The following is a 20,403-nucleotide window of genomic DNA, read 5'->3' as shown; positions in this document are numbered from 1 at the left end:
TGGGCATGCGAAGTTGCAAGGCCATGTATTTATTTTGAGTTTAAGAAAAAAAAGTATGGAGGGTTAATCAATGGCAGATAACAGTACGTATGCTATTGAAATGCTGAATATTACCAAGCGCTTTCCCGGCATTATTGCCAACGATAACGTTACTATTCAGCTGAAAAAGGGTGAGATTCATGCTTTGCTTGGGGAGAACGGAGCAGGAAAATCCACTCTTATGAGTGTCCTCTTTGGCCTTTATCAGGCAGAGGAAGGTGTCATCAAGAAGGATGGCAGAGAGGTCAAGATCAACAACCCCAACGATGCCAATGATCTCGGTATCGGAATGGTTCATCAGCACTTCAAACTGGTTCAGTGCTTTACGGTACTGGACAATATTATCCTTGGTGTAGAGACAACTAAATATGGATTATTGCAGAAGGAAGAGGCAAGAAAGAAGGTTCTTGAACTCTCAGATAAGTATGGCCTTAAGGTAGATCCTGATGCCAAGATTGAGGATATCACTGTAGGTATGCAGCAGAGAACTGAGATTCTCAAGATGCTGTATAGGGATAATGAGATCCTTATTTTTGACGAGCCTACAGCTGTTCTTACTCCCTCTGAGATAGATGAGCTTATGGATATTATGAGAAATCTTGCCAAGGAAGGTAAGTCAATCCTGTTTATTTCCCATAAGCTTGCCGAGATTATGGCAGTTGCCGACAGATGCTCGGTTCTCAGAAGAGGAAAATATATAGGTACGGTTAATATCGCAGATACCAATCAGGACGAACTGAGCCGAATGATGGTAGGCCGTGATGTTCAGCTTGTTGCAACCAAAGAGGACAAGGTTCCCGGCGATGTTATTCTTCATGTTGAGAACATGACAGTACCCTCCAAGCTTCATCATAACAACGCTGTCAAGAACGTATCCTTTGATGTAAGATCCGGTGAGATCGTTTGTATTGCAGGTATTGACGGAAATGGTCAGACAGAACTTGTTTATGGCCTTTCAGGACTTGAGAACTGCACTACCGGTAAGATTACACTTTCCGGTAAGGATATCACTCATGCCTCCATTAGAGAGCGTTCAACCAGTGGAATGAGCCATATTCCCGAGGACAGACATAAACACGGACTTGTTATGGATTATTCACTTGCCTATAACCTGGTACTTCAGAGATATTTTGAGCCTGAGTTCAGCAATAAGGCAGGCTTTTTGAAAAAGTCAGAGATCAATAAATATGCCGACAAGCTGATTAAGCAGTACGATATCAGATCCGGTCAGGGTGCACCCACAATTGCCCGTTCAATGTCCGGTGGTAATCAGCAGAAGGCTATTATTGCCAGAGAGATTGACAAAAATCCCGATCTTCTTATCGCAGTTCAGCCAACAAGAGGTCTCGATGTCGGTGCAATAGAGTATATTCACAAGCAGCTTATAGCTCAGAGAGATGCAGGACATGCTGTACTTCTGGTATCTCTTGAGCTTGAAGAGGTTATGAGTATTTCCGACAGAATCCTTGTTATGTATGAAGGCGAACTGGTGGGAGAGTTTGATCCCAAAAAGACAACACCTGAAGAACTCGGCCTTTACATGGCAGGTGCGAAGAGAAAGGAGATTGGAGCATAATGACTGGTCAGGAAAAAAACAAAAAATCCGGAGGACTCCTTTCAAATCCTGCAGTGCAATCTATTCTTGCAGCACTTTTATGCATTGTGATCGGACTTCTCGTAGGTTATATCGCATTACTTATTATCAACCCCGGCGGCGCAACAAACGCTATCATCACTATTTTAAAGAATTACTTTACCTACCCTTCAAAGCAGGCTGCTATGAAATACCTTGGAAACACCCTTGTTAAGGCAGCACCACTTCTTATGTGTGCTCTTTCCATTCAGTTCTGCTACCAGGCAGGTCTTTTCAACATCGGTGCTGCGGGTCAGTATGTAGCAGGCGCAGGCGCAGCTCTTTTCTGTGCACTTCAGCTTAAGCTGGCATGGCCTGTATGTCTTCTGGCAGCGCTTATTGCAGGTGGCGTTTTCGGAATAATCGTTGGCATTCTCAAGTCATATCTCAATGTTAATGAGGTTATTTCCGGAATTATGCTTAACTGGATCGGACTTTACACTGTTAATATGCTTCTTTCAGGCGTAAAGGAAACCGCCAGCCCTTATACTGTGCAGATTGCCAGCGTTAATAAGAGCGCACTTCTTCCTTCACTTGGAATGGAGAAACTTTTTACCAACAATAAGTATGTGACAATAGCTATTCCATTGGCTGTTATCATTGCAATTGTTCTTAAGATTGTACTTAGCATGACCGTTTTTGGATATGAGATCAAAGCGACAGGTATTGCCAAGGATGCTGCCAAATACAGCGGAATGAAGGAGAAGAAGAATATTATTCTCACTCTTTTCATAGGCGGCGCTCTTGCAGGCCTCGGCGCTGCATTCCTTTTCCTGACAGGATATGAGCAGTGGTCTGTAACCCAGTCATCTGTTCCCGGTATGGGCTTTAACGGAATTGCCGCAACCTTCCTTGGAGGACTTGATCCTATCGGAACAATTTTTGCCTCCTACTTTATACAGCATATTACAAGTGGTGGTTCTTATCTCGATAAGAATATTTATCCATCACAGATTTCGGATTTCATCTCCGCAATCATTATCTACCTTTGTGGTTTTGTTCTTTTCTTCAAGCTTTATCTTAACAGTTATCTGAGTAGAAGGCAGGAGAGGGACAAAAACAAGACAGTGGCTTCAACAAATAAAGAGGAAGGAGGTAACAAGTAATGGTACTGCTTCTTCAATATACACTTTTATTTGCGTCTGTTCTTATCCTTGTAGCCCTCGGTGGATGCTTTTCTGAGCACTCAGGTGTTATTAACCTGGGACTTGAGGGAATTATGGTTATGGGAGCGCTGGGAGGTGCTTTGACACTTAAATATATTTCTCCCAATACTCCTGCTCTTGTGATCGTTCTGGCGGTTCTTTTTGCATCGATTATCTGCGGAGTTGTCTATTCGACGCTTCTTGCAGTTGCATGTATTAACCTTAAGGCAGACCAGACCCTGGTAGGTACAGCGCTCAATATGCTTGCTGCAGCTGCCGCAACTGTTATTGTTAAGTCAATCAATATCGCTGAGAACCCTGACAATGTATCCTCAACAGTGCAGTATGTTCAGACTAAAAAGGCTCTTGTAGTGTCTATCGGAAGCTTCCAGTTCAACTGGTTTATGCTGGTGGCACTTATTCTGCTCATCTGTGCATACGTTATACTTTATAAGACCAAATTTGGCTTAAGACTTATGGCCTGCGGTGAGCATCCTCAGGCTGCTGACTCCGTAGGTATCAATGTATACAAAATGCGCTGGGCCGGCGTTCTTATTTCCGGAATGCTTGCAGGTATCGGTGGTATTGTATATATTACCGCAGGTGTTAGTGAGTGGAAGTTCGAGGTTGGTGTTGCAGGATTTGGTTTCCTGTCACTGGCAGTTATGATCTTCGGACAGTGGAAGCCTTTAAACATCGGGCTTGCAGCTTTGTTATTCGGATTCTTCAGAGCTCTGTCCAACGTTTATTCAGGATTCGATTTCCTGGCAGCTCTGAATATTCCGGGATCAGTTTATAATATGATGCCTTATATTATTTCTCTTGTTGTGCTGGCATTTACTTCAGCTAATTCAAGAGCTCCTAAGGCAGAGGGAATTCCTTACGATAAAGGATCAAGGTAATTTTTATGGAAGAAAGTAAGATTAAAGAGTTAATTGGCAAAGCAATGGAGATGAGAAATTTCTCCTATACCCCTTATTCACATTTCAATGTAGGGGCAGCACTTCTTGCTGCCGACGGTAGGATCTACACCGGTTGCAATATTGAAAATGCATCATTTACGCCTACCAACTGTGCTGAAAGAACAGCTTTTTTCAAGGCTGTCAGTGAAGGGGTTAAAGAGTTCACAGCCATCGCTATTGTGGGCGGCCCGGACGGAGCAACAGAGCTTGATTACTGTGCTCCCTGCGGAGTGTGCAGACAGGTAATGAGCGAATTCTGTAAGGATGATTTTTTGATCATCACCGCCAAATCGGTGGACGAATACAGAACAGAGACTCTTGTGGAGAATCTGCCCTTCAGATTTGGGCCAAAAGACCTCTTAGACTGACAAATAATAGTATTCAATCTTCAAATATATTTGCCTTGACTTATTCCATGGGGTTATGGTATAGTATAGTACGTTGTGACAATCAGACGGTCCTCTGTTACAGAACCTATGTATTAAGAACGTCCATGGAATAGGAGAAAGAATTATGAGTACAATTATCGAAGAGCTCGAGAAAGAGCAGCTGAACGCTAATGCACCTGAGTTTCACACTGGCGATACTGTAAGAGTACACGCTAAGATCAAGGAAGGTAACCGCGAAAGAGTACAGGTTTTCGAGGGAACTGTTAAGAAGATCCAGGGCGGCAGCAACCGTACAACATTCACAGTAAGAAAAGAGTCTTACGGTGTTGGCGTTGAGAAGACATGGCCCCTTCACTCACCTATCGTTGAGAAGGTTGAGGTTGTTAGAAGAGGTAAGGTAAGAAGAGCTAAGCTGAACTACCTTAAGGGACTTACAGGTAAGAAGGCTAAGGTTAAGGAGCTTGTTACCAGATAATTTGTTATTTGAGAGGCAGTTACTTTATAGTAATTGCCTCTTTCTCGTTAATGGGGACTTTCGGGGATAATGTTTAGAAAAAAGAAGAACACATTCACATTTCATCAGAAGAAAAAAATAATAACACCTAAGTTTATTCAAGAGATTTTTTCCTGGATCATGGTCTCTGTTCTGGCTGTGTTCATGGCATTTGTAATTGTTACTGCTTTTGGAATGCAGGTTAAGGTCATCGGCGATTCCATGGAACCTACGATTGGTAATGGACAGGGAGTATTGGTCAATCGCCTTGTTTTTAAGCTGTTTGGGCCCAAAGAAGGGGATGTGGTAATCTTTTTACCTAACGGCAACACCAATTCTCATTACTATGTAAAGAGGGTTGTTGCGTGTCCCGGTGATAAGGTTCAGATTATTGATGGTAGTTTATATGTAAATGGCCAGCAAACTGAATCTGAGAAGGACGAATATGATAAAATGGAAGATGCAGGGATTGCTGCTTCTGAGCTTAAGCTTGGGAGCGGAGAATACTTCCTATTGGGGGACAACAGGAATAGCAGCGAGGATTCCCGCAGTGCCAACATTGGTGTTGTGACTACCAAAATGATGGTGGGAAAGGCCTGGTTCAAGCTGGGCGGACAACAAGGCAGCGGCGGTTTTATCCTTAACTGATGATCAGTTTTATGAAATATGAGGTGAACAGATGAATTATCAGTGGTATCCCGGGCATATGACCAAAGCGATCAGAATGATGCAGGAGAACATCAAACTGATAGATATTATTATTGAGCTTACAGATGCCAGAATTCCTGCCTCCGGCAGAAATCCGGATATTGATGAGCTTGGTAAGAACAAATATAGACTAATTGTATTAAATAAGGCGGATCTGGCTGATCCTGCCGTGACAAAGAAATGGCGTGAATTCTATCAGACACAGGGCAACTTTGTTATGGAGATGAACTCCAAGACTGGAAATGAAGCCGGCAAGGTTAAAGAGCTGATCACTTCAGCCTGTGCTGAGAAAATAGAAAGAGACAAAAAGCGGGGAATAGTCGGAAGACCCATAAGATGCATGGTTGCAGGAATCCCCAATGTAGGAAAATCCACCTTTATCAATAAACTTGCCGGTAAGGCTTCAGCCAAGACAGGTAATAAGCCCGGTGTCACCAAGGGCAAGCAGTGGATTACTCTTAGCAAGAACATGCAGCTTCTTGATACTCCCGGTATTCTATGGCCTAAATTTGAAGATCAGACGGTTGGACTTCACCTTGCTCTTATAGGTTCTATGAACGATGAAAACCTAGACAGTGTAGAGCTTGCCTGCGAGCTTATAAATATTCTCAAAGAAAGCTATCCAAACGCTGTTTATGAGAAGTATAATATAACTAAGGAGCAGGTTGATGAGCAGATGGAAAAAGAGTATTCAACACCCCTTAGCGCTGTCCTTTCAGCTATAGCCATAAACAGGAAATGCTATAAGCAGGGAGCAGAACCCGATATGGACAGAGCAGCAGCCCTTCTTCTTGACGATTTCAGAAACGGAAGGTTGGGCAGGATTTCTCTGGAACGACCATAAAAAAAGCGCTTAGGCGCGGAAATTAGGTGTGACTTTATGAGTAAGGCTATTAAGGAAATTCTGAATACGGTACTTTATCTTGCGATTGTATTTCTTCTTACATTTTTGTTTATTACCTTTGTTATGCAAAGGACAGATGTAAGTGGGCAGTCCATGGAGCCTACGCTTCATGACAAAGATTCACTGTTGGTTGATAAGATATCCTACAGATTCAAGGCACCGGAGCGTTTTGATGTTATCATTTTTCCATATAGATACGGAAATGATGAATTTTTCATCAAAAGGATAATAGGTCTTCCCGGTGAGACGGTCAGAATTGATTATGACGGAAATATTTACATCAATGACGTGATACTCAATGAGAACTATGGTGCAGAGGTTATTCTTGATCCCGGAAGAGCTGTTGAGGAGGTAACTCTTGGCAGCGATGAATTCTTTGTTATGGGAGATAACAGAAATCATAGTATGGACAGCAGAGATGTGTCTGTTGGGAGCATCAAAAAGGCTGATATATTAGGCAAGGCCTTTATTAGAATTTATCCTTTTGACAACTTCGGAGCGCTTAGAAAATGACATCAATATCAGAAATAAAGGCCTGTCTGCAGAACTCAGTCACTGGTAGTGATCTGCAGTGTTTTATCGATACTTTTTCAGGTGATGAGCGTGCGGGTGTTATTAAACTGGTTGAAACCGCCCGTAAAAAGCTTGATAATCTTTCCAAAGAAATAGAACGAATCTATAAGATGAGCGAATATGAGAGGCAATATGCTGATTATGGTCTTTTGTGCGGCATTGATGAAGTCGGAAGAGGACCTCTGGCAGGCCCTGTTTACGCCGCTGCAGTTATTCTGCCCAAGGACTGCGACATCTTATATCTAAATGATTCCAAGAAATTATCCGAAAAAAAGAGAGAAGAGTTATATGACGTTATCATGGAGAAGGCCGTTGCTGTCGGAATCGGCAGTAATGAAGCTGAGAGGATAGATGAGATCAATATCCTTCAGGCTACCTATGAAGCCATGACCAAGGCTGTTAACAGTCTGAACCCTAAGCCGGATGCTCTTTTGATTGATGCTGTGCATATTCCTCAGCTTGAACAGTACAAGCAGGTCTCTATAATCAAAGGCGATGCCAAGAGCGTTTCAATAGCAGCTGCAAGTATAGTTGCTAAGGTTACAAGAGACAGGCTTATGAAGGAATATGCCCTTAAATACCCTCAGTACGGATTTGATTCCAACAAGGGGTATGGAAGTGCAGACCACATTGCGGCGCTGAAGAAATACGGACCATGTCCTATTCACAGAAGATCCTTTATAGGTAATTTTGTATGAGTAATATCTCCGGTGTAACACAATCAAATGCTCCCATATACGTGAATGGCAGTAATCAGCAGGAGCAGGTGACTAGTCAGCCCCTGCAGCTAAGAAACGGTTCTACCATTCAGGGAACAGTTGTGTCTGTTACAGACAGTGAAGAGGGTAAGCTTATAAATATTAACGTTGGCGACAACGTGCTCTCCGCCAAACTGTCGGAGGATATGAACCTTAGGGAGGGACAGACCCTTAATTTTACTGTTAAGAGTTCCGGAAACGGAATGGTATCAATAACACCTTTGTATGAAAATATGTCAGTGGATCAGAGCACTCTCAAGGCTCTAACCGCTGCCGGCATAGAAATCAATAACGACACTGTTCAGATGGTCAGGGATATGATGAGTGCATCCCTTCCCATTGATAAGAATTCTCTTCTGGAGATGAACAGAAATCTGTCGACTTTTCCAAATGCATCCGTAACGACTCTTGTTGAGATGAAGAGCCTTAATATACCTATTACGGAGAACAATATAGAGCAGTTTACCAATTACAAAAACTATGAGCACCAGGTTCTTAATGAAATGGAAAGCATCATGGATGAGCTTCCTACAGCCTTCAGTGAACTGCTGGACAGTGGCAATGTTAAAGGTGCCATGGATCTGTACGGATCCGTTCTTAAGCTTTTTTCTGATGTACAGGAACCTGCTTCTGCAGATACAGCCACCTTGGCGCAGGTAAGCGAGAACGCTGCAGAAACAGAAAATGCAGAAATCTCCGCTGAAGAAAAATCTGTTCCTATGCAGCAAGAAGTAGCAGACGTTAAAAATCAGGCCCTGCAATTCATCCCCGAAGAAGGAAATGAAGCTGCTAAGATCCCGGGACAGGTTAGTGATAAAGAAAACCCGTCACAGGTTACTCCGAAGGATATCCCGGATAATTCATCATACCTTAAAGGTGATTTAAAGGGCTTTGATGATGCATTAAGAAATATAGGAGTATCAGAGAAAACAATAAGTAATCTGATGACAGCAGCCCGCAAGGAAGGAATATCTCTTGATGAACAGAGTGCTGTCCTTAAGGAACTCAGTACTCTTTTTGACGAAGCCGATATGTCCAATCCGGCAGAGGCTGCATCCTGGAAAAATCTGTTTTCTAATGATAATTACAATAAGATCCTTAAGAATTCTATAGAATCTCAATGGCTTCTTAAGCCTGGAGATGTGCTTAAAAAGGAAAATATAGACAATTTGTACCAGCGGCTTGGAAACCAGGCCAAAGCCCTTGCTGAGACAATAAACAATACACTTGGAGATGGCTCAAAACTTGCTCAGTCTGCCAATAATTTAAGCAACAATCTCGACTTTATGAATCAGATCAATCAGATGTTTCAATATGTACAGCTGCCGCTTCAGATGACTCAACAAAATGCCCACGGCGATCTGTATGTATACAGAAATAAGAATAAGCGGATGAGCGAAGATGGCTCTGTCAGTGCGATTCTTCATCTTGACATGGAAAATCTGGGACCTGTAGATGTATATGTAAAAATGACAGACAATAAGGTGAATACCAATTTCTATGTGGCCGATGACAGTGTTATTGATCTGATCAACGATAACATCCATATCCTTAATGAAAGACTTGAGAAAAGAGGATATTCAGTGACAGTCAGGATGCATCTTCAGGATGAAATGGACGGAGAGGATTCTGCTGTGGATGAGATGTTTGAGGTAAACAAAATGCCTATTATTTCAACGGCTTCTTTTGACGCCAGGGCATAAATGAATGAGGTGAATTATGCCTGATAATCAGAAACAAAAGATCAAAACCGCCATTGCGCTGGGCTATGATCCCAATGAAGACGGAGCTCCCAAAGTAATTGCCTCCGGCAAAGGCGCGCTGGCAGAAAAAATCATAGAGCAGGCAAGAGATAACAACATCCCTGTCCATGAAGACGATAAGCTAGCAGATACTCTTTCCAGACTCGAAATCGGTGAGATGATACCTCCTGAGCTCTATGAAGTTGTGGCTGAAATCCTTGTTTTTGTAGATGCTATGGACAAAATTAAGGCAAAAGAGAAAAAATAGCAGATTTTACACAGAATGAACACAAAATTATGTTAGATTGGTTGATAATATTATGAATAAAAGAACTGAAGGCACCTGGTATGAGGACATAGCCGCTGATTATATCAAACAGATGGGTGCCCGTATTATTAAGCGGAATTACAGAATCAGAAGCGGTGAGATTGACATAATAGCAAGGGATGGCGACTACTATTGCTTTATAGAAGTTAAGTATCGCAAGGATGATAAATGCGGAGAACCGGAGACAGCCGTGGATTTTCGCAAACAAAGACAGATTTCCAGAGTTTCGAGATATTTTCTATATTCTTTTCTTAAATCCGAAGATATTCCCATTAGATACGATGTAATAGCTATTAGCGGAGAGCAGAGCGCAGTTACCTTAAGGTGGCTTAAGAATGCTTTTGATTATATGGAATAAATGTATGGGGGCAAATATGGATATTCAGGTAAAAAGGTGTGAAGGCAAGGGCAAAATGATCGTTCAGACGGTTAAAGGAGTGACTTATCTTACCTTCCCAAGACTTCAGGAAATTGATTTTATCGATCATCTTTTCAGCACCAGACTGGGCGGTGTCAGTAAGGGCTGCTACAGTGAGATGAATCTCAGCTATACAAGAGGCGATGAGAAGGATGCTGTTGATGAGAATTACAGAAGAATAGCGGATGTTCTCGGTCATGGTCGGACTCTTGATGACTTTGTACTGACTTTCCAGACTCATACAACCAATGTGATGGTTGTTACGGAGAAAGATAGAGGAAAAGGTCCTGCCATTGCCCGCGATTATACCGATATAGACGGCCTTGTGACCAATGTTCCCAGAATTATTCTCGGAACATTTCATGCGGACTGTCCACCGATCTATTTTGTGGATCCTGTTCACAGGGCAATAGGGCTGTCCCACTCCGGATGGAAGGGGACAAAAGGAAATATTGCAGCAGCAACTCTTGCAAAGATGAAGGAAAACTATGGGACTGAGCCTTCTGACTGTATTTGCGCCATTGGACCGTCAATCTGCGGACCTTGCTATGAAATTGGTGAGGACGTTGCTACAGAATTTTCCGAGGCATATACAGAGAAGGAACTTATGGATAATTCCATTCTTGTGCCATATCCAAATAATAAATACAGATTGTACCTATGGAATGCTATCAAGCTGTGTCTTAAGAAAGCAGGAGTTAAGGAAGAAAATATCAGTGTTACTGATGTCTGTACAAGATGTAATCCCGATTTTCTGTTTTCCCATAGGGTGCATCATGACGAAAGAGGCAATTTATGTGCCTTTTTATCTATAAGAGAGTAAATTGATCTATAAAGTTTAGGGAGTGTAGTAGTGTAATGGACAATATTCTGATTGTTGACGATGATAAGGAGATCGTCGATGCTATTGAGATTTATCTTGAGCAGGAAGGATACATGACTTTGCGAGCCTATGATGGGGTTGAGGCTCTGGAAGTACTTAAGGGTGTCAGAGTACAGCTTGCCATTGTTGATGTAATGATGCCCAGAATGGATGGAATACGGCTTGTTAAGGAGCTTAGACAGTTCAGCAAGATACCGATCATATTTTTGTCCGCCAAATCAGAGGATGCGGACAAAATTCTTGGTCTTAATGTAGGAGCTGATGATTATATATGCAAGCCTTTCAATCCTCTTGAGCTTGTGGCAAGGGTTAAGTCCAGCCTTCGAAGGTACAAAGATCTTGGCAGCTATGAGCAGAAGCAGAACGTGTACAGCGTAGGCGGTCTTATGGTGGATGACAATTCCAAGGAAGTAACGGTATTTGGTGAAATGATAAGACTGACTCCGATTGAATATAATATTCTTTCTTTCCTTATAAGGAACAAGGGAAAGGTTTATTCAATTGAACAGATATACGAGAATATCTGGGATGATATTAACGGTCGCGGAGACAATACAATTGCAGTGCATATCAGACATATAAGGGAAAAAATAGAAATAAATCCCAAGGAACCCAAGTATCTTAAGGTGGTGTGGGGCGTAGGATATAAAATTGAGGATGAAGTGCGATGATTGTTTTTTTGGGGAAGAATGTCAGAGCACTGAGAGTTTCGCAGCATGTGCTGGCAGCCGCTATAGCTTTTTTGATCACTATTATTGCTGCAGGTGATGGAATTATATTATCGAGAAGGCAGTTTTTTATACTTATTGCGATTGCTGCAGTATTATATCTCTTTGTATTATATTCAAATTTACGGACTATACAGCCTGAGCGGGATGGTGACACCGGTCATAGGATGTTTACTGAAGTTATTGTTTTTATGGGAAGCGTTGTGATGGCAGTTCCTGTGATCGCGCTTTTTACCTTTAGTTATGTTAGCGGAATCGGTATTGGAAGAATAATGCAAACTCCCATGTTCCCGTATGCTGTGGCTGTGATGTCAATGATTATGGATGCCGGATTGCTGTTTATCGAATGTTCTCTTATTGCCAAGCTTAAGGGTGGCAGATTGTGGAAGGATAGCATTCTAAGCTTGATCGGCAATGCTGCCGGAGATATTATTATGCGGACAACCGATAATGGCAATGTCATAGCTCGCACCTGGATACCATATCTTACTTTTGTAGTGCTGAATATACTGCTGGTGAACCTTGGGATAACCGGTATTATTTTGGCCTGTGTTATGGACGCTCTTGTGGGGATATATAATTACAGGCAGAATCTTCACAGAGCAGGGATAATTCAGGTTATAGAGAATATTCAGAACGGCGATATAGATGACAAGGTTAATTTAAATATGCTTCATGCTGATAATATACCTCTTGCAATAGCCGTTAATTCTATAGGCGATGGAATTAAAAAAGCAGTCAATACCAGTATGAAAGACGAAAAATTAAAGGCGGATCTTATAACCAATGTTTCTCATGACATCAAGACTCCGCTTACATCGATCATTAACTATGTAGATCTGATGAAAAGAGAAAACATTGATAATAGGCGTGTTAGAGAGTACATTGAGGTTCTTGACGTCAAGTCAAACAAGCTGAAACAACTTACGGAAGACCTGGTGGAAGTATCCAAGATTACATCAGGAAATATAAACATTTCCTTGACGAGAATAAATTTCGTGGAACTCATTAACCAGACCCTGGGAGAATTCCATGAGAAGCTTGAAAAAAGCGAACTTCATGCCGTATTTCGCTATCAGGAACCAAACATGGAGGTAATGGCTGATCCCAGGCACTTGTGGCGAGTAATAGAGAATCTGATCAACAATATTTGCAAATACTCGTTGGCAGGTACCAGAGTTCACATGGCTCTGACCTATCGAAACGATGAAAATACCGGCAAGAAACAGGTTGTTTATTCTGTAAAAAACATTTCAGCCTCAGAACTTAATGTTGACGAGCTTGAGCTTACAGAGAGATTCATAAGAGGTGATGTGTCAAGGACAACGGAAGGGAGCGGTCTTGGCCTGTCAATTGCCAAGAACCTTACCACAGCCCAGGGCGGAAAGTTTGAAATAAGGCTGGACGGGGATATGTTTACGGTTATGCTTTTCTTTGATGCGGCTGAGGCTCAGGAACAAAATTGATTTTATACAATATTAATTGACCGGCCGCTTTTGTTTGCTTTATAATCAAACTAAGTATATGCTTACATCTGGCACAGAAAAGGATTTCGCCGCCAAATCTATTTATACGGAGGAAAAATGATGAATGGATTCATCTACAGAAGAGCCGGGGTTCTTCTTTCAACCATATTAGCTTTTAATGCTTTCGGAATATTTGCCAATGCTTCTGAGACAGAGCTGGAGACAGCATCCTTTGAAGAGGAATTGGAGATTTCCGATGAGCTTTCATATGACGATTACGGTGCTGCGGATGAGGAAATGATAGATATTATCGAGGAATCTGAACCTGAATCCGAAGATTATTCCGGGGATACCTATCCTGATGAACAGGAGGATGTGACCCCTGACGATGAGTATGAGGAACCGGCAACTGATGATACGGACTATATTATAGATTACGATGATTCCGATTGCCGCGAGGAAGAAAACAGTCAGCCTCAGGAAGATAATAATACCGGCAGATCAGCAGGTAATAAGAGCAATAAAGAGAGTGATCCGGAAGAGTATTTTACGGTAAGATATGTCTGTGAAGAGAATGATGTTACTGACATTCCAATGGACGATAATACCTATAAAAAAGGCGATATCGTAATGATTTCCTACCTTGAACCCATAAGAGAGGGTTATTCTTTCTGGGGCTGGAGCTTTACCGGAGATTCTTCCTGCGTTTATTCAGCAGGATACACCTTTGAGATCACTGAAGATGTGACCTTGTACGCTACATGGGCGGTCGATGAGTATTTTTATGAAAATGAGAGGAACTTGGAAATTGATGATTTCAGGGAATCCAATCCTATAGTCAATGCCATCAATTCCTATGTGAATTCTCTTAAGGGCAGATTCAAGCCGACCTATAAATATAAGGGCAAAGTCAAATCAATACAGTGCTGTGCCTTTACAGACCAGATATGGGAAAACGCACTTGGCATCGGAAGATACTCAACTCCCGGCAATTATAAGATAATAGATTCCAAGAAAAAGCTTGGAAAATCTCAGATATATGAATTTCTTAAGGCTAACAATGCACAGCCCGGCGATATTATCTGGTGCCATGATCCTGTAAGCACCAAGAAGTATAATATTACCCATTACATGATACTTATGGGTTATGACAAAAATGGAATAACGATAACCGATGGATATGAGAGAAACGGCAAAGGTATTATCTGGAAGAATAATCAGAGAGTATCTTATACCGGAGACCATGCCAAATATTTCTCAGGTAAATGTTACGTCAGAATATATCATGTGACTAAGACCAACAAGTAATGCGATAAATAACGAAATGCAAAACAAAAGCCAGAGCAGCAGTGCTCTGGCTTTGATAATGTTTGAAAATGTAAGGATCAGTCAAAGAGTTCTTCGGGAGTCTTACAACCGGAGTTGTATTTGCCGACAATCTCGTGAATCTTGTCTGTGGGCATGTTAACCGTTGACATTGATGCATCATGATTAAGGAAATCAATGATGGTTGCAAGGAATTTGCCCATATCTGCAATGTACAGATATTCTCTGGACTTAACATCCTCGTTCATATAAGTAAGATTGGTGGTGATAACGGCATCGAAATAGTGTTTCTCATAGCCTTCATCAAACTTGCTCATTCCATCGGTGAACAGACCGAAGGTAGTGCAGATAAATACTCTCTTGGCACCCATGTTCTTAAGTTGCTTGGCAGTATCGATCATGGAAGATCCTGATGAGATCATGTCGTCGATGATAATTACATCGCGGCCTGAGATATCAGAACCAAGGAATTCATGTGCTACGATGGGGTTGGTTCCGTTAACCACGTGTGCATAGTCACGTCTCTTGTAGAACATACCTGTATCTGCGCCGATTACGTTGGCGAAATATACAGCTCTGTCGAGAGCTCCCTCATCGGGAGAGATAACGGTAAGATGATCCTTATCTACAATAAGATCATCAATATGTGACAGAAGAGCCTTCATGAACTGATAGGAAGCCAGGAAGTTATCGAAACCTCCAAGAGGCTTGGCATTGGAGATTCTGGGATCATGGGCATCAAAGGTGATGAAATTGGCAATACCCATGTCGTGGAGCTCCTTGAACATCTGGGCTGCATCCAGAGATTCCATTCCGTTTCTCTTGTGCTGTCTTCCTTCATAGAGGAAGGGCATGATAACATTTATTCTCTTGGCCTTACCGGTTATGGCACCGATAACTCTTTTTAAATCCTGATAATGATCGTCCGGAGATTTGTGGTTGAGGTAGTTATACATTTTGTAGGTGATACTGTAGTTGCAGACATCTGTAAGAATGTAAACATCATTTCCACGAACCGACTCCTTGATGGTAGCCTTAGCTTCACCGCTTCCGAAACGGTCAAGATTGTAGCTTATTTTATAATTGTCCTTAACGTAACCGTGGAAAGCCGGGTCGTTCTCCGGCATTTTGTAGAGTTCATGTCTGAACTGGGAAATGTATTTGTTAACACTTTCTCCAAGTTCCTTGGCTGACTCCATTACGATAAGATTGAGCGGCGCTACGGGAATAGTGCCCTCAAGAGAGTGAAAATCCGGCATAGTTGTCCCCTTTATATTTGAAAATTCAAATCTTTACCATATACTGTTTTATCATTACAGCTACTGACACGTCAAGGAATTTCATGTATAATGGAAGAAATAGCGGGTGAATTGGGGTGCTTTGTGCTGGTACAGTATGCACCCTTATTTTAGGCGTTTAAAAAGAGGAATAGGCTATTGAAAAAATATACAGGCCATGTCATAAGCATGGTAATGCCAGGCAGTATTGCCGAAGAAATGAACATTGAACCGGGAGATGTTCTTCTGAAGATCAATGATGAGATCATAGAGGATATCTTCGACTTCCAATATATGGTTCAGGAAGACCACCTGGATATTCTTATAAGAAAGAAAGACGGAGAAGAGTGGCTTCTTGATATTGACAAGGATTTTGACGAGGATCTGGGAATAGAGTTTGAAAATGGACTTATGGATGATTACAGATCCTGCAGCAACAAATGTATCTTTTGCTTTATTGATCAGATGCCCAAGGGCATGAGAGAGACCTTGTATTTCAAGGATGATGATTCAAGATTGTCTTTTTTGCAGGGTAATTACGTTACACTTACCAATATGTCCGACAAGGATATAGACAGAATCCTTAAGTATCATCTGTCTCCGATAAACGTTTCATTCCAGACCACCAACCCGGAACTGCGCTGCAAGATGCTGGGGAACAGATTCGCAGGGGACGCTCTTAAGAAGGTTGACAGACTCTGTGCTCCAGGCACAGGAATCGAAATAAACGGCCAGATAGTTCTTTGCAAAGGTGTCAATGATGGAGAGGAACTCACAAGATCCATTTCGGATCTTACCAAGTATATTCCTAATCTTCAGAGTGTATCGGTTGTTCCTGTGGGACTTTCTAAATACCGCGATGGGCTCTATCCTCTGGAACCCTTTAACAGCGAAGATGCAGCTAAGGTCATCGATGAGATTGAGAGCTGGCAGAAAAAGGTCTATGACGAGCACGGCATTCATTTCATCCATGCCAGTGACGAGTGGTATTTCCTGGCAGGAAGGGATTTCCCGGAGGAAGAGCGCTATGACGGCTATATACAGCTTGAGAACGGCGTTGGAATGATGAGACTTCTGATAAATGAGTTTGATGATGCTGTAGAACGCATAATAGAGCGCTATGGTGATGAAGTTAAGAGCTTTAGCCAAGAGATATCACTGGCTACCGGAAGACTTGTTTATCCTTGTATTAAAGAGCTGGCGGAAAAAGTTACAGAAATTTCCCCTGGCATAAAGATACATGTTTATGAGATAATAAATGAGTTTTTTGGCGAGAGGATAACAGTATCGGGACTGTTGACAGGTCAGGATATAATTAAACAGCTGACCGGCAAAGAACTGGGAGAACGGTTGTATCTTCCTGAGAACCTTCTTAGAAGCGGGGAGGATTACCTTCTCGATGATGTGACCATCGGAGATATTTCCAAGGCTTTGTCCGTGGATGTGGGCATATCAAAATGTGACGGATACTATCTGGCTTGTGCTCTGTTTGGAGTAGAGCCTGAATAATTGTTTTATTAAGTAAGGGAATTTTTATGAGTAGAAAAAATATTGTAGCTGTAGTCGGAAGACCAAATGTCGGAAAATCAACACTATTTAATGCTCTTGCAGGTAGCAGAATTGCCATTGTGCAGGACACACCCGGCGTAACAAGAGACAGAATTTATCAGGACGTGGAATGGCTTAATCACAGCTTTACCCTGATAGATACCGGTGGTATTGAGCCTGATTCCAAGGACATCATCCTTTCTCAGATGAGAGAGCAGGCACAGATTGCTATTGATACCGCGGATGTCATTCTTTTTATGGTGGATGTTAAGCAGGGACTTACCGATGCAGATGACAAGGTTGCCGATATGCTCAGACGCTCCGGCAAGCCTGTGGTTCTGTGTGTTAACAAGGTAGATAATTACAACAGAGACAATCTTGATGTATACGAGTTCTACAATCTAGGTATTGGCGAGCCATTTCCAATATCAGCAATAAATAAGCAGGGTATCGGTGATCTCCTTGAGGAAGTTGTAAGCCATTTTTCCAAGGATTCAACCAGCGAGGAAGAAGATGAGAATACCAAGATCGCTATCATTGGTAAACCAAATGTTGGCAAATCCTCTATTATCAATAAGCTTATCGGAGAGAACAGACTTATTGTATCTGATGTTGCCGGAACCACCAGAGATGCCATTGATACTGAAGTTAAATACAACGGTAAGAAATATACCTTTATCGATACCGCCGGACTTCGCAGGAAGAATAAGGTTAAGGATGAGCTCGAGCACTACATGATCGTAAGAACTGTTGGCGCAGTTGAGAGAGCGGATATCGCCATCCTTGTTATCAATGCTGAGGAAGGTGTTACCGAGCAGGATGCCAAGATTGCCGGAATTGCACATGAGAGTGGTAAGGCAGTTATCATTGCTGTTAATAAATGGGATCTTATTGAAAAAGACAATCATTCCGTCAAGGAATTTACCAAGGATATCAGAAATACCCTTTCCTTTATGAATTATGCGGAGATAATTTTCATTTCCGCTGAGACAGGGCAGAGACTTGTTAAACTCTATGACATGATTGACATGGTCAGTGAAAATCACGCTATGAGAGTGGCAACCGGTGTCCTTAACGAGATCATGACACAAGCTGTAGTAATGCAGCAGCCACCAAGTGACAAGGGCAAGATGCTCAAGCTCTACTATATCACTCAGGCTGCAGTTAAGCCTCCGACCTTTGTTATCTTTGTTAATGACAAGAAGCTGATGCACTTTAGTTACACAAGATATATCGAGAATCAGATAAGGGAAGCCTTTGGATTCAAGGGAACACCGCTTAGATTTATAATCAGGGAGAGGAAAGAGGATAAGTGATATGAATTTGTTGGGAGAGAGATTTTTTTGTATTATTGTGGGATATGTTTTCGGCCTTTTTCAGACAGCGATCCTTTATGGCAAAATAAAGGGTGTTGATATCAGAAAGGTCGGAAGCGGAAATGCCGGAACCACCAACACCTTGAGAGTTCTGGGACCTAAGGCTGGAGGCATTGTTCTTCTTGGCGATATTCTTAAGTGTATGGCTGCTATTTTAGCCACATACCTTATGTTTGGCAGGAACAATCCGGATTACATCATTCTATACATGACATATACCGCACTTGGAACCATTTTGGGACATGATTTTCCCGTTAACCTTCATTTTAAGGGCGGAAAAGGAATTGCATGTACCGCAGGATATACAATTTACCTTGGAATCCAGTTTAACTGGCTCTTCATATTGATGGGAGTTCTTTCTTTCTTTGTTCCCTTCAATCTTTTCCATATCGTGTCTGTATGCAGCCTTTTCTATTATACTGCGCTGCTGGTAATGACCATTATTTATGGACAGATGGGTCTTTTTGGCGCAATTCCTCAGGGAGAGCTTATTGAGGTCTACATTATACTTGCTCTTCTTGCAGCACTTGCTTTTTATCAGCACAGAGGAAATATCAAAAAGCTCCTTGCTGGTCAGGAGAGAAAAACCTACGTATTTAAGAAGAACAAGGTTGACTGATAACATAATAATTTCTGGAGGGAAAATTTGGGCAAACAGGTAGGAATAGTCGGAGCCGGAAGCTGGGGGATAGCATTGGCATACCTTCTTTCCAATAACGGACACGACTGCATCATTTGGAGCAGAACACAGGAAACGGTTGATAAGCTTACTGCTTATCATGGAAATGAGGACAAGCTTCCCGGAGTTATTTTGCCGGACAGCGTGAAGTTTACTTGTAATATTGAAGAAGTTGTAAAGGATAAGGACATAATTGTGCTGGTTGTTCCTTCAGCGCATATGAGGGAAACAGTACAGAAAATTGCACCTTACATTGATCTTGATAACGAGGAACATAAGCAGATCATTGTTAATTGCACCAAGGGAATAGAAGAGAGCACCCTGATGGTGATGTCGGATGTTATCCTGGATGAGATTCCCGGATGCAATGTTTGTGTTCTGTCCGGTCCTTCACACGCTGAGGAAGTTGGCAAGGGATTACCGACTACAATTGTCGTAGGTGCCTTTGATAAGGAAATAGCCAGATATATTCAGAATGCATTCATGAGCAATGTTTTCAGAGTGTATATCAGTCCGGATATGCTTGGTATTGAGATTGGAGCTGCCCTTAAGAACGTAATCGCGTTGGCTGCCGGAATGGCCGATGGCTACGGCTGTGGAGATAATGCCAAGGCTGCGCTGATAACAAGAGGAATTGCTGAGATTGGCAGGCTTGGAATGGCTATGGGAGGTAAGTTTGAGACTTTCAGCGGACTCTCGGGAATAGGTGATCTGATTGTTACCTGCGCCTCAATGCATTCAAGAAACAGAAGAGCCGGAATACTGATCGGACAGGGCAAGTCAATGCAGGAAGCCATGGACGAGGTTCACATGGTTGTGGAAGGTGTCTACAGTGCCAAGGCAGCGCTTAAGCTCGCTGAGAAATATGATGTTGAGATGCCTATAGTTAAGGGCGTCAATGACATATTGTTTAACGGCAAGTCGCCCGAAGAAGTTCTTAACGAACTGATGATGCGTGACAAAAAAGCTGAGAGCAGTCTTCTTGACTGGTAATAATCTTAAATTACATAATGTACAAAAACAAAGCC

Annotated in this window: 21 protein-coding genes; 20 read left to right on the top strand and 1 reads right to left on the bottom strand. The window is 42.1% G+C overall.

Translation table 11 applies throughout. The features are described 5' to 3' along the window. The first annotated feature begins 70 nt into the window (after nt 1-70). The 16 genes from G588_RS0102640 to G588_RS0102565 all read left to right on the top strand — a co-directional run bounded on the left by G588_RS0102640 (nt 71) and on the right by G588_RS0102565 (nt 14,477). Complete coding sequence (locus G588_RS0102640; protein ID WP_022777211.1) at nt 71-1,615, top strand: ABC transporter ATP-binding protein; 1,545 nt, start codon at nt 71-73, stop codon at nt 1,613-1,615. Then, nucleotides 1,615-2,778, top strand: coding sequence for an ABC transporter permease (locus tag G588_RS0102635; RefSeq protein ID WP_022777210.1), 1,164 nt, complete (start codon nt 1,615-1,617; stop codon nt 2,776-2,778). Before G588_RS0102640 ends, G588_RS0102635 begins: the two co-directional genes overlap by 1 nt. Next, complete coding sequence (locus G588_RS0102630; RefSeq protein WP_022777209.1) at nt 2,778-3,719, top strand: ABC transporter permease; 942 nt, start codon at nt 2,778-2,780, stop codon at nt 3,717-3,719. The genes G588_RS0102635 and G588_RS0102630 overlap by 1 nt, the downstream gene beginning before the upstream one ends. 5 nt (nt 3,720-3,724) lie before the next feature. Then, nucleotides 3,725-4,147, top strand: a complete 423-nt coding sequence (locus G588_RS0102625; RefSeq protein ID WP_022777208.1) for a cytidine deaminase — start codon at nt 3,725-3,727, stop codon at nt 4,145-4,147. 145 nt (nt 4,148-4,292) lie between these two features. Continuing rightward, nucleotides 4,293-4,643 carry a 50S ribosomal protein L19 gene (rplS, locus tag G588_RS0102620; protein WP_022777207.1) on the top strand — a complete coding sequence of 117 codons (351 nt, stop codon included), beginning with the start codon at nt 4,293-4,295 and terminating at the stop codon, nt 4,641-4,643. A gap of 69 nt (nt 4,644-4,712) precedes the next feature. After that, on the top strand, nt 4,713-5,309 hold the full coding sequence (lepB, locus tag G588_RS0102615) for a signal peptidase I (RefSeq protein WP_022777206.1): 597 nt from the start codon (nt 4,713-4,715) through the stop codon (nt 5,307-5,309). A 31-nt stretch (nt 5,310-5,340) separates the two neighbouring features. Then, a complete protein-coding gene (ylqF, locus tag G588_RS0102610; protein WP_022777205.1) occupies nt 5,341-6,213 on the top strand; it encodes a ribosome biogenesis GTPase YlqF in 873 nt (290 codons plus the stop codon). Nucleotides 6,214-6,249: 36 nt separating this feature from the next. Then, on the top strand, nt 6,250-6,786 hold the full coding sequence (gene lepB / locus G588_RS0102605; RefSeq protein WP_022777204.1) for a signal peptidase I: 537 nt from the start codon (nt 6,250-6,252) through the stop codon (nt 6,784-6,786). After that, nucleotides 6,783-7,544, top strand: a complete 762-nt coding sequence (locus G588_RS0102600) for a ribonuclease HII (RefSeq protein WP_022777203.1) — start codon at nt 6,783-6,785, stop codon at nt 7,542-7,544. The genes lepB (G588_RS0102605) and G588_RS0102600 overlap by 4 nt, the downstream gene beginning before the upstream one ends. Beyond that, nucleotides 7,541-9,307, top strand: a complete 1,767-nt coding sequence (fliK, locus tag G588_RS0102595; RefSeq protein ID WP_022777202.1) for a flagellar hook-length control protein FliK — start codon at nt 7,541-7,543, stop codon at nt 9,305-9,307. Before G588_RS0102600 ends, fliK begins: the two co-directional genes overlap by 4 nt. 16 nt (nt 9,308-9,323) lie before the next feature. Beyond that, the gene (locus tag G588_RS0102590) at nt 9,324-9,614 is read left to right on the top strand and encodes an EscU/YscU/HrcU family type III secretion system export apparatus switch protein (RefSeq protein WP_022777201.1); all 291 of its coding nucleotides are present in this window, start codon (nt 9,324-9,326) and stop codon (nt 9,612-9,614) included. A 52-nt stretch (nt 9,615-9,666) separates the two neighbouring features. Continuing rightward, nucleotides 9,667-10,032 carry a YraN family protein gene (locus G588_RS0102585; RefSeq protein ID WP_026668543.1) on the top strand — a complete coding sequence of 122 codons (366 nt, stop codon included), beginning with the start codon at nt 9,667-9,669 and terminating at the stop codon, nt 10,030-10,032. Between the two features lie 16 nt (nt 10,033-10,048). Continuing rightward, nucleotides 10,049-10,915 carry a peptidoglycan editing factor PgeF gene (gene pgeF / locus G588_RS0102580; protein ID WP_022777199.1) on the top strand — a complete coding sequence of 289 codons (867 nt, stop codon included), beginning with the start codon at nt 10,049-10,051 and terminating at the stop codon, nt 10,913-10,915. Nucleotides 10,916-10,950: 35 nt separating this feature from the next. Continuing rightward, entirely contained in the window at nt 10,951-11,646 is a 696-nt protein-coding gene (locus tag G588_RS0102575; protein ID WP_022777198.1) for a response regulator transcription factor, read from the top strand. Between the two features lie 224 nt (nt 11,647-11,870). Continuing rightward, complete coding sequence (locus G588_RS18885) at nt 11,871-13,169, top strand: sensor histidine kinase (protein ID WP_196804931.1); 1,299 nt, start codon at nt 11,871-11,873, stop codon at nt 13,167-13,169. 117 nt (nt 13,170-13,286) lie between these two features. Further along, nucleotides 13,287-14,477, top strand: a complete 1,191-nt coding sequence (locus tag G588_RS0102565; protein WP_081644230.1) for an InlB B-repeat-containing protein — start codon at nt 13,287-13,289, stop codon at nt 14,475-14,477. A 77-nt stretch (nt 14,478-14,554) separates the two neighbouring features. Here the strand turns inward: G588_RS0102565 and G588_RS0102560 are convergent, their stop codons facing one another. After that, nucleotides 14,555-15,754 (bottom strand): ribose-phosphate pyrophosphokinase, encoded by a 1,200-nt coding sequence (locus G588_RS0102560; RefSeq protein ID WP_022777195.1) that lies wholly within the window; start codon nt 15,752-15,754, stop codon nt 14,555-14,557. 177 nt (nt 15,755-15,931) lie between these two features. Between G588_RS0102560 and G588_RS0102555 the strand changes: the two genes are divergently transcribed. The 4 genes from G588_RS0102555 to G588_RS0102540 are packed head-to-tail and all read left to right on the top strand — an operon-like array spanning nt 15,932 to nt 20,368. Next, nucleotides 15,932-17,281 (top strand): DUF512 domain-containing protein, encoded by a 1,350-nt coding sequence (locus G588_RS0102555; protein WP_022777194.1) that lies wholly within the window; start codon nt 15,932-15,934, stop codon nt 17,279-17,281. A 26-nt stretch (nt 17,282-17,307) separates the two neighbouring features. After that, nucleotides 17,308-18,636, top strand: coding sequence for a ribosome biogenesis GTPase Der (gene der, locus G588_RS0102550; protein WP_022777193.1), 1,329 nt, complete (start codon nt 17,308-17,310; stop codon nt 18,634-18,636). A gap of 1 nt (nt 18,637) precedes the next feature. Next, a complete protein-coding gene (locus G588_RS0102545; RefSeq protein WP_022777192.1) occupies nt 18,638-19,315 on the top strand; it encodes a glycerol-3-phosphate acyltransferase in 678 nt (225 codons plus the stop codon). Between the two features lie 27 nt (nt 19,316-19,342). After that, nucleotides 19,343-20,368, top strand: coding sequence for an NAD(P)H-dependent glycerol-3-phosphate dehydrogenase (locus tag G588_RS0102540; protein WP_022777191.1), 1,026 nt, complete (start codon nt 19,343-19,345; stop codon nt 20,366-20,368). Nucleotides 20,369-20,403: the final 35 nt, after the last annotated feature.

It is taken from the genome of Butyrivibrio sp. AE3009, from assembly GCF_000420845.1.
Classification (GTDB): Bacteria; Bacillota; Clostridia; order Lachnospirales; family Lachnospiraceae; genus Butyrivibrio.
This window is presented reverse-complemented; position numbering and strand designations above follow the sequence as displayed.

Bases quoted from the DNA above. Each gene is read 5' to 3' on its own strand.
- G588_RS0102545 (WP_022777192.1), top strand. From the start codon at position 18,638: ATGAATTTGTTGGGAGAGAGATTTTTTTGTATTATTGTGGGATATGTT.
- G588_RS0102560 (WP_022777195.1), bottom strand. From the start codon at position 15,754: ATGCCGGATTTTCACTCTCTTGAGGGCACTATTCCCGTAGCGCCGCTC.
- pgeF (WP_022777199.1), top strand. From the start codon at position 10,049: ATGGATATTCAGGTAAAAAGGTGTGAAGGCAAGGGCAAAATGATCGTT.
- fliK (WP_022777202.1), top strand. From the start codon at position 7,541: ATGAGTAATATCTCCGGTGTAACACAATCAAATGCTCCCATATACGTG.
- G588_RS0102640 (WP_022777211.1), top strand. From the start codon at position 71: ATGGCAGATAACAGTACGTATGCTATTGAAATGCTGAATATTACCAAG.
- lepB (WP_022777206.1), top strand. From the start codon at position 4,713: ATGTTTAGAAAAAAGAAGAACACATTCACATTTCATCAGAAGAAAAAA.
- G588_RS0102585 (WP_026668543.1), top strand. From the start codon at position 9,667: ATGAATAAAAGAACTGAAGGCACCTGGTATGAGGACATAGCCGCTGAT.
- G588_RS0102625 (WP_022777208.1), top strand. From the start codon at position 3,725: ATGGAAGAAAGTAAGATTAAAGAGTTAATTGGCAAAGCAATGGAGATG.
- lepB (WP_022777204.1), top strand. From the start codon at position 6,250: ATGAGTAAGGCTATTAAGGAAATTCTGAATACGGTACTTTATCTTGCG.
- G588_RS0102565 (WP_081644230.1), top strand. From the start codon at position 13,287: ATGATGAATGGATTCATCTACAGAAGAGCCGGGGTTCTTCTTTCAACC.
- ylqF (WP_022777205.1), top strand. From the start codon at position 5,341: ATGAATTATCAGTGGTATCCCGGGCATATGACCAAAGCGATCAGAATG.
- G588_RS0102575 (WP_022777198.1), top strand. From the start codon at position 10,951: ATGGACAATATTCTGATTGTTGACGATGATAAGGAGATCGTCGATGCT.
- G588_RS0102630 (WP_022777209.1), top strand. From the start codon at position 2,778: ATGGTACTGCTTCTTCAATATACACTTTTATTTGCGTCTGTTCTTATC.
- der (WP_022777193.1), top strand. From the start codon at position 17,308: ATGAGTAGAAAAAATATTGTAGCTGTAGTCGGAAGACCAAATGTCGGA.
- G588_RS0102590 (WP_022777201.1), top strand. From the start codon at position 9,324: ATGCCTGATAATCAGAAACAAAAGATCAAAACCGCCATTGCGCTGGGC.
- rplS (WP_022777207.1), top strand. From the start codon at position 4,293: ATGAGTACAATTATCGAAGAGCTCGAGAAAGAGCAGCTGAACGCTAAT.
- G588_RS18885 (WP_196804931.1), top strand. From the start codon at position 11,871: ATGTTTACTGAAGTTATTGTTTTTATGGGAAGCGTTGTGATGGCAGTT.
- G588_RS0102600 (WP_022777203.1), top strand. From the start codon at position 6,783: ATGACATCAATATCAGAAATAAAGGCCTGTCTGCAGAACTCAGTCACT.
- G588_RS0102635 (WP_022777210.1), top strand. From the start codon at position 1,615: ATGACTGGTCAGGAAAAAAACAAAAAATCCGGAGGACTCCTTTCAAAT.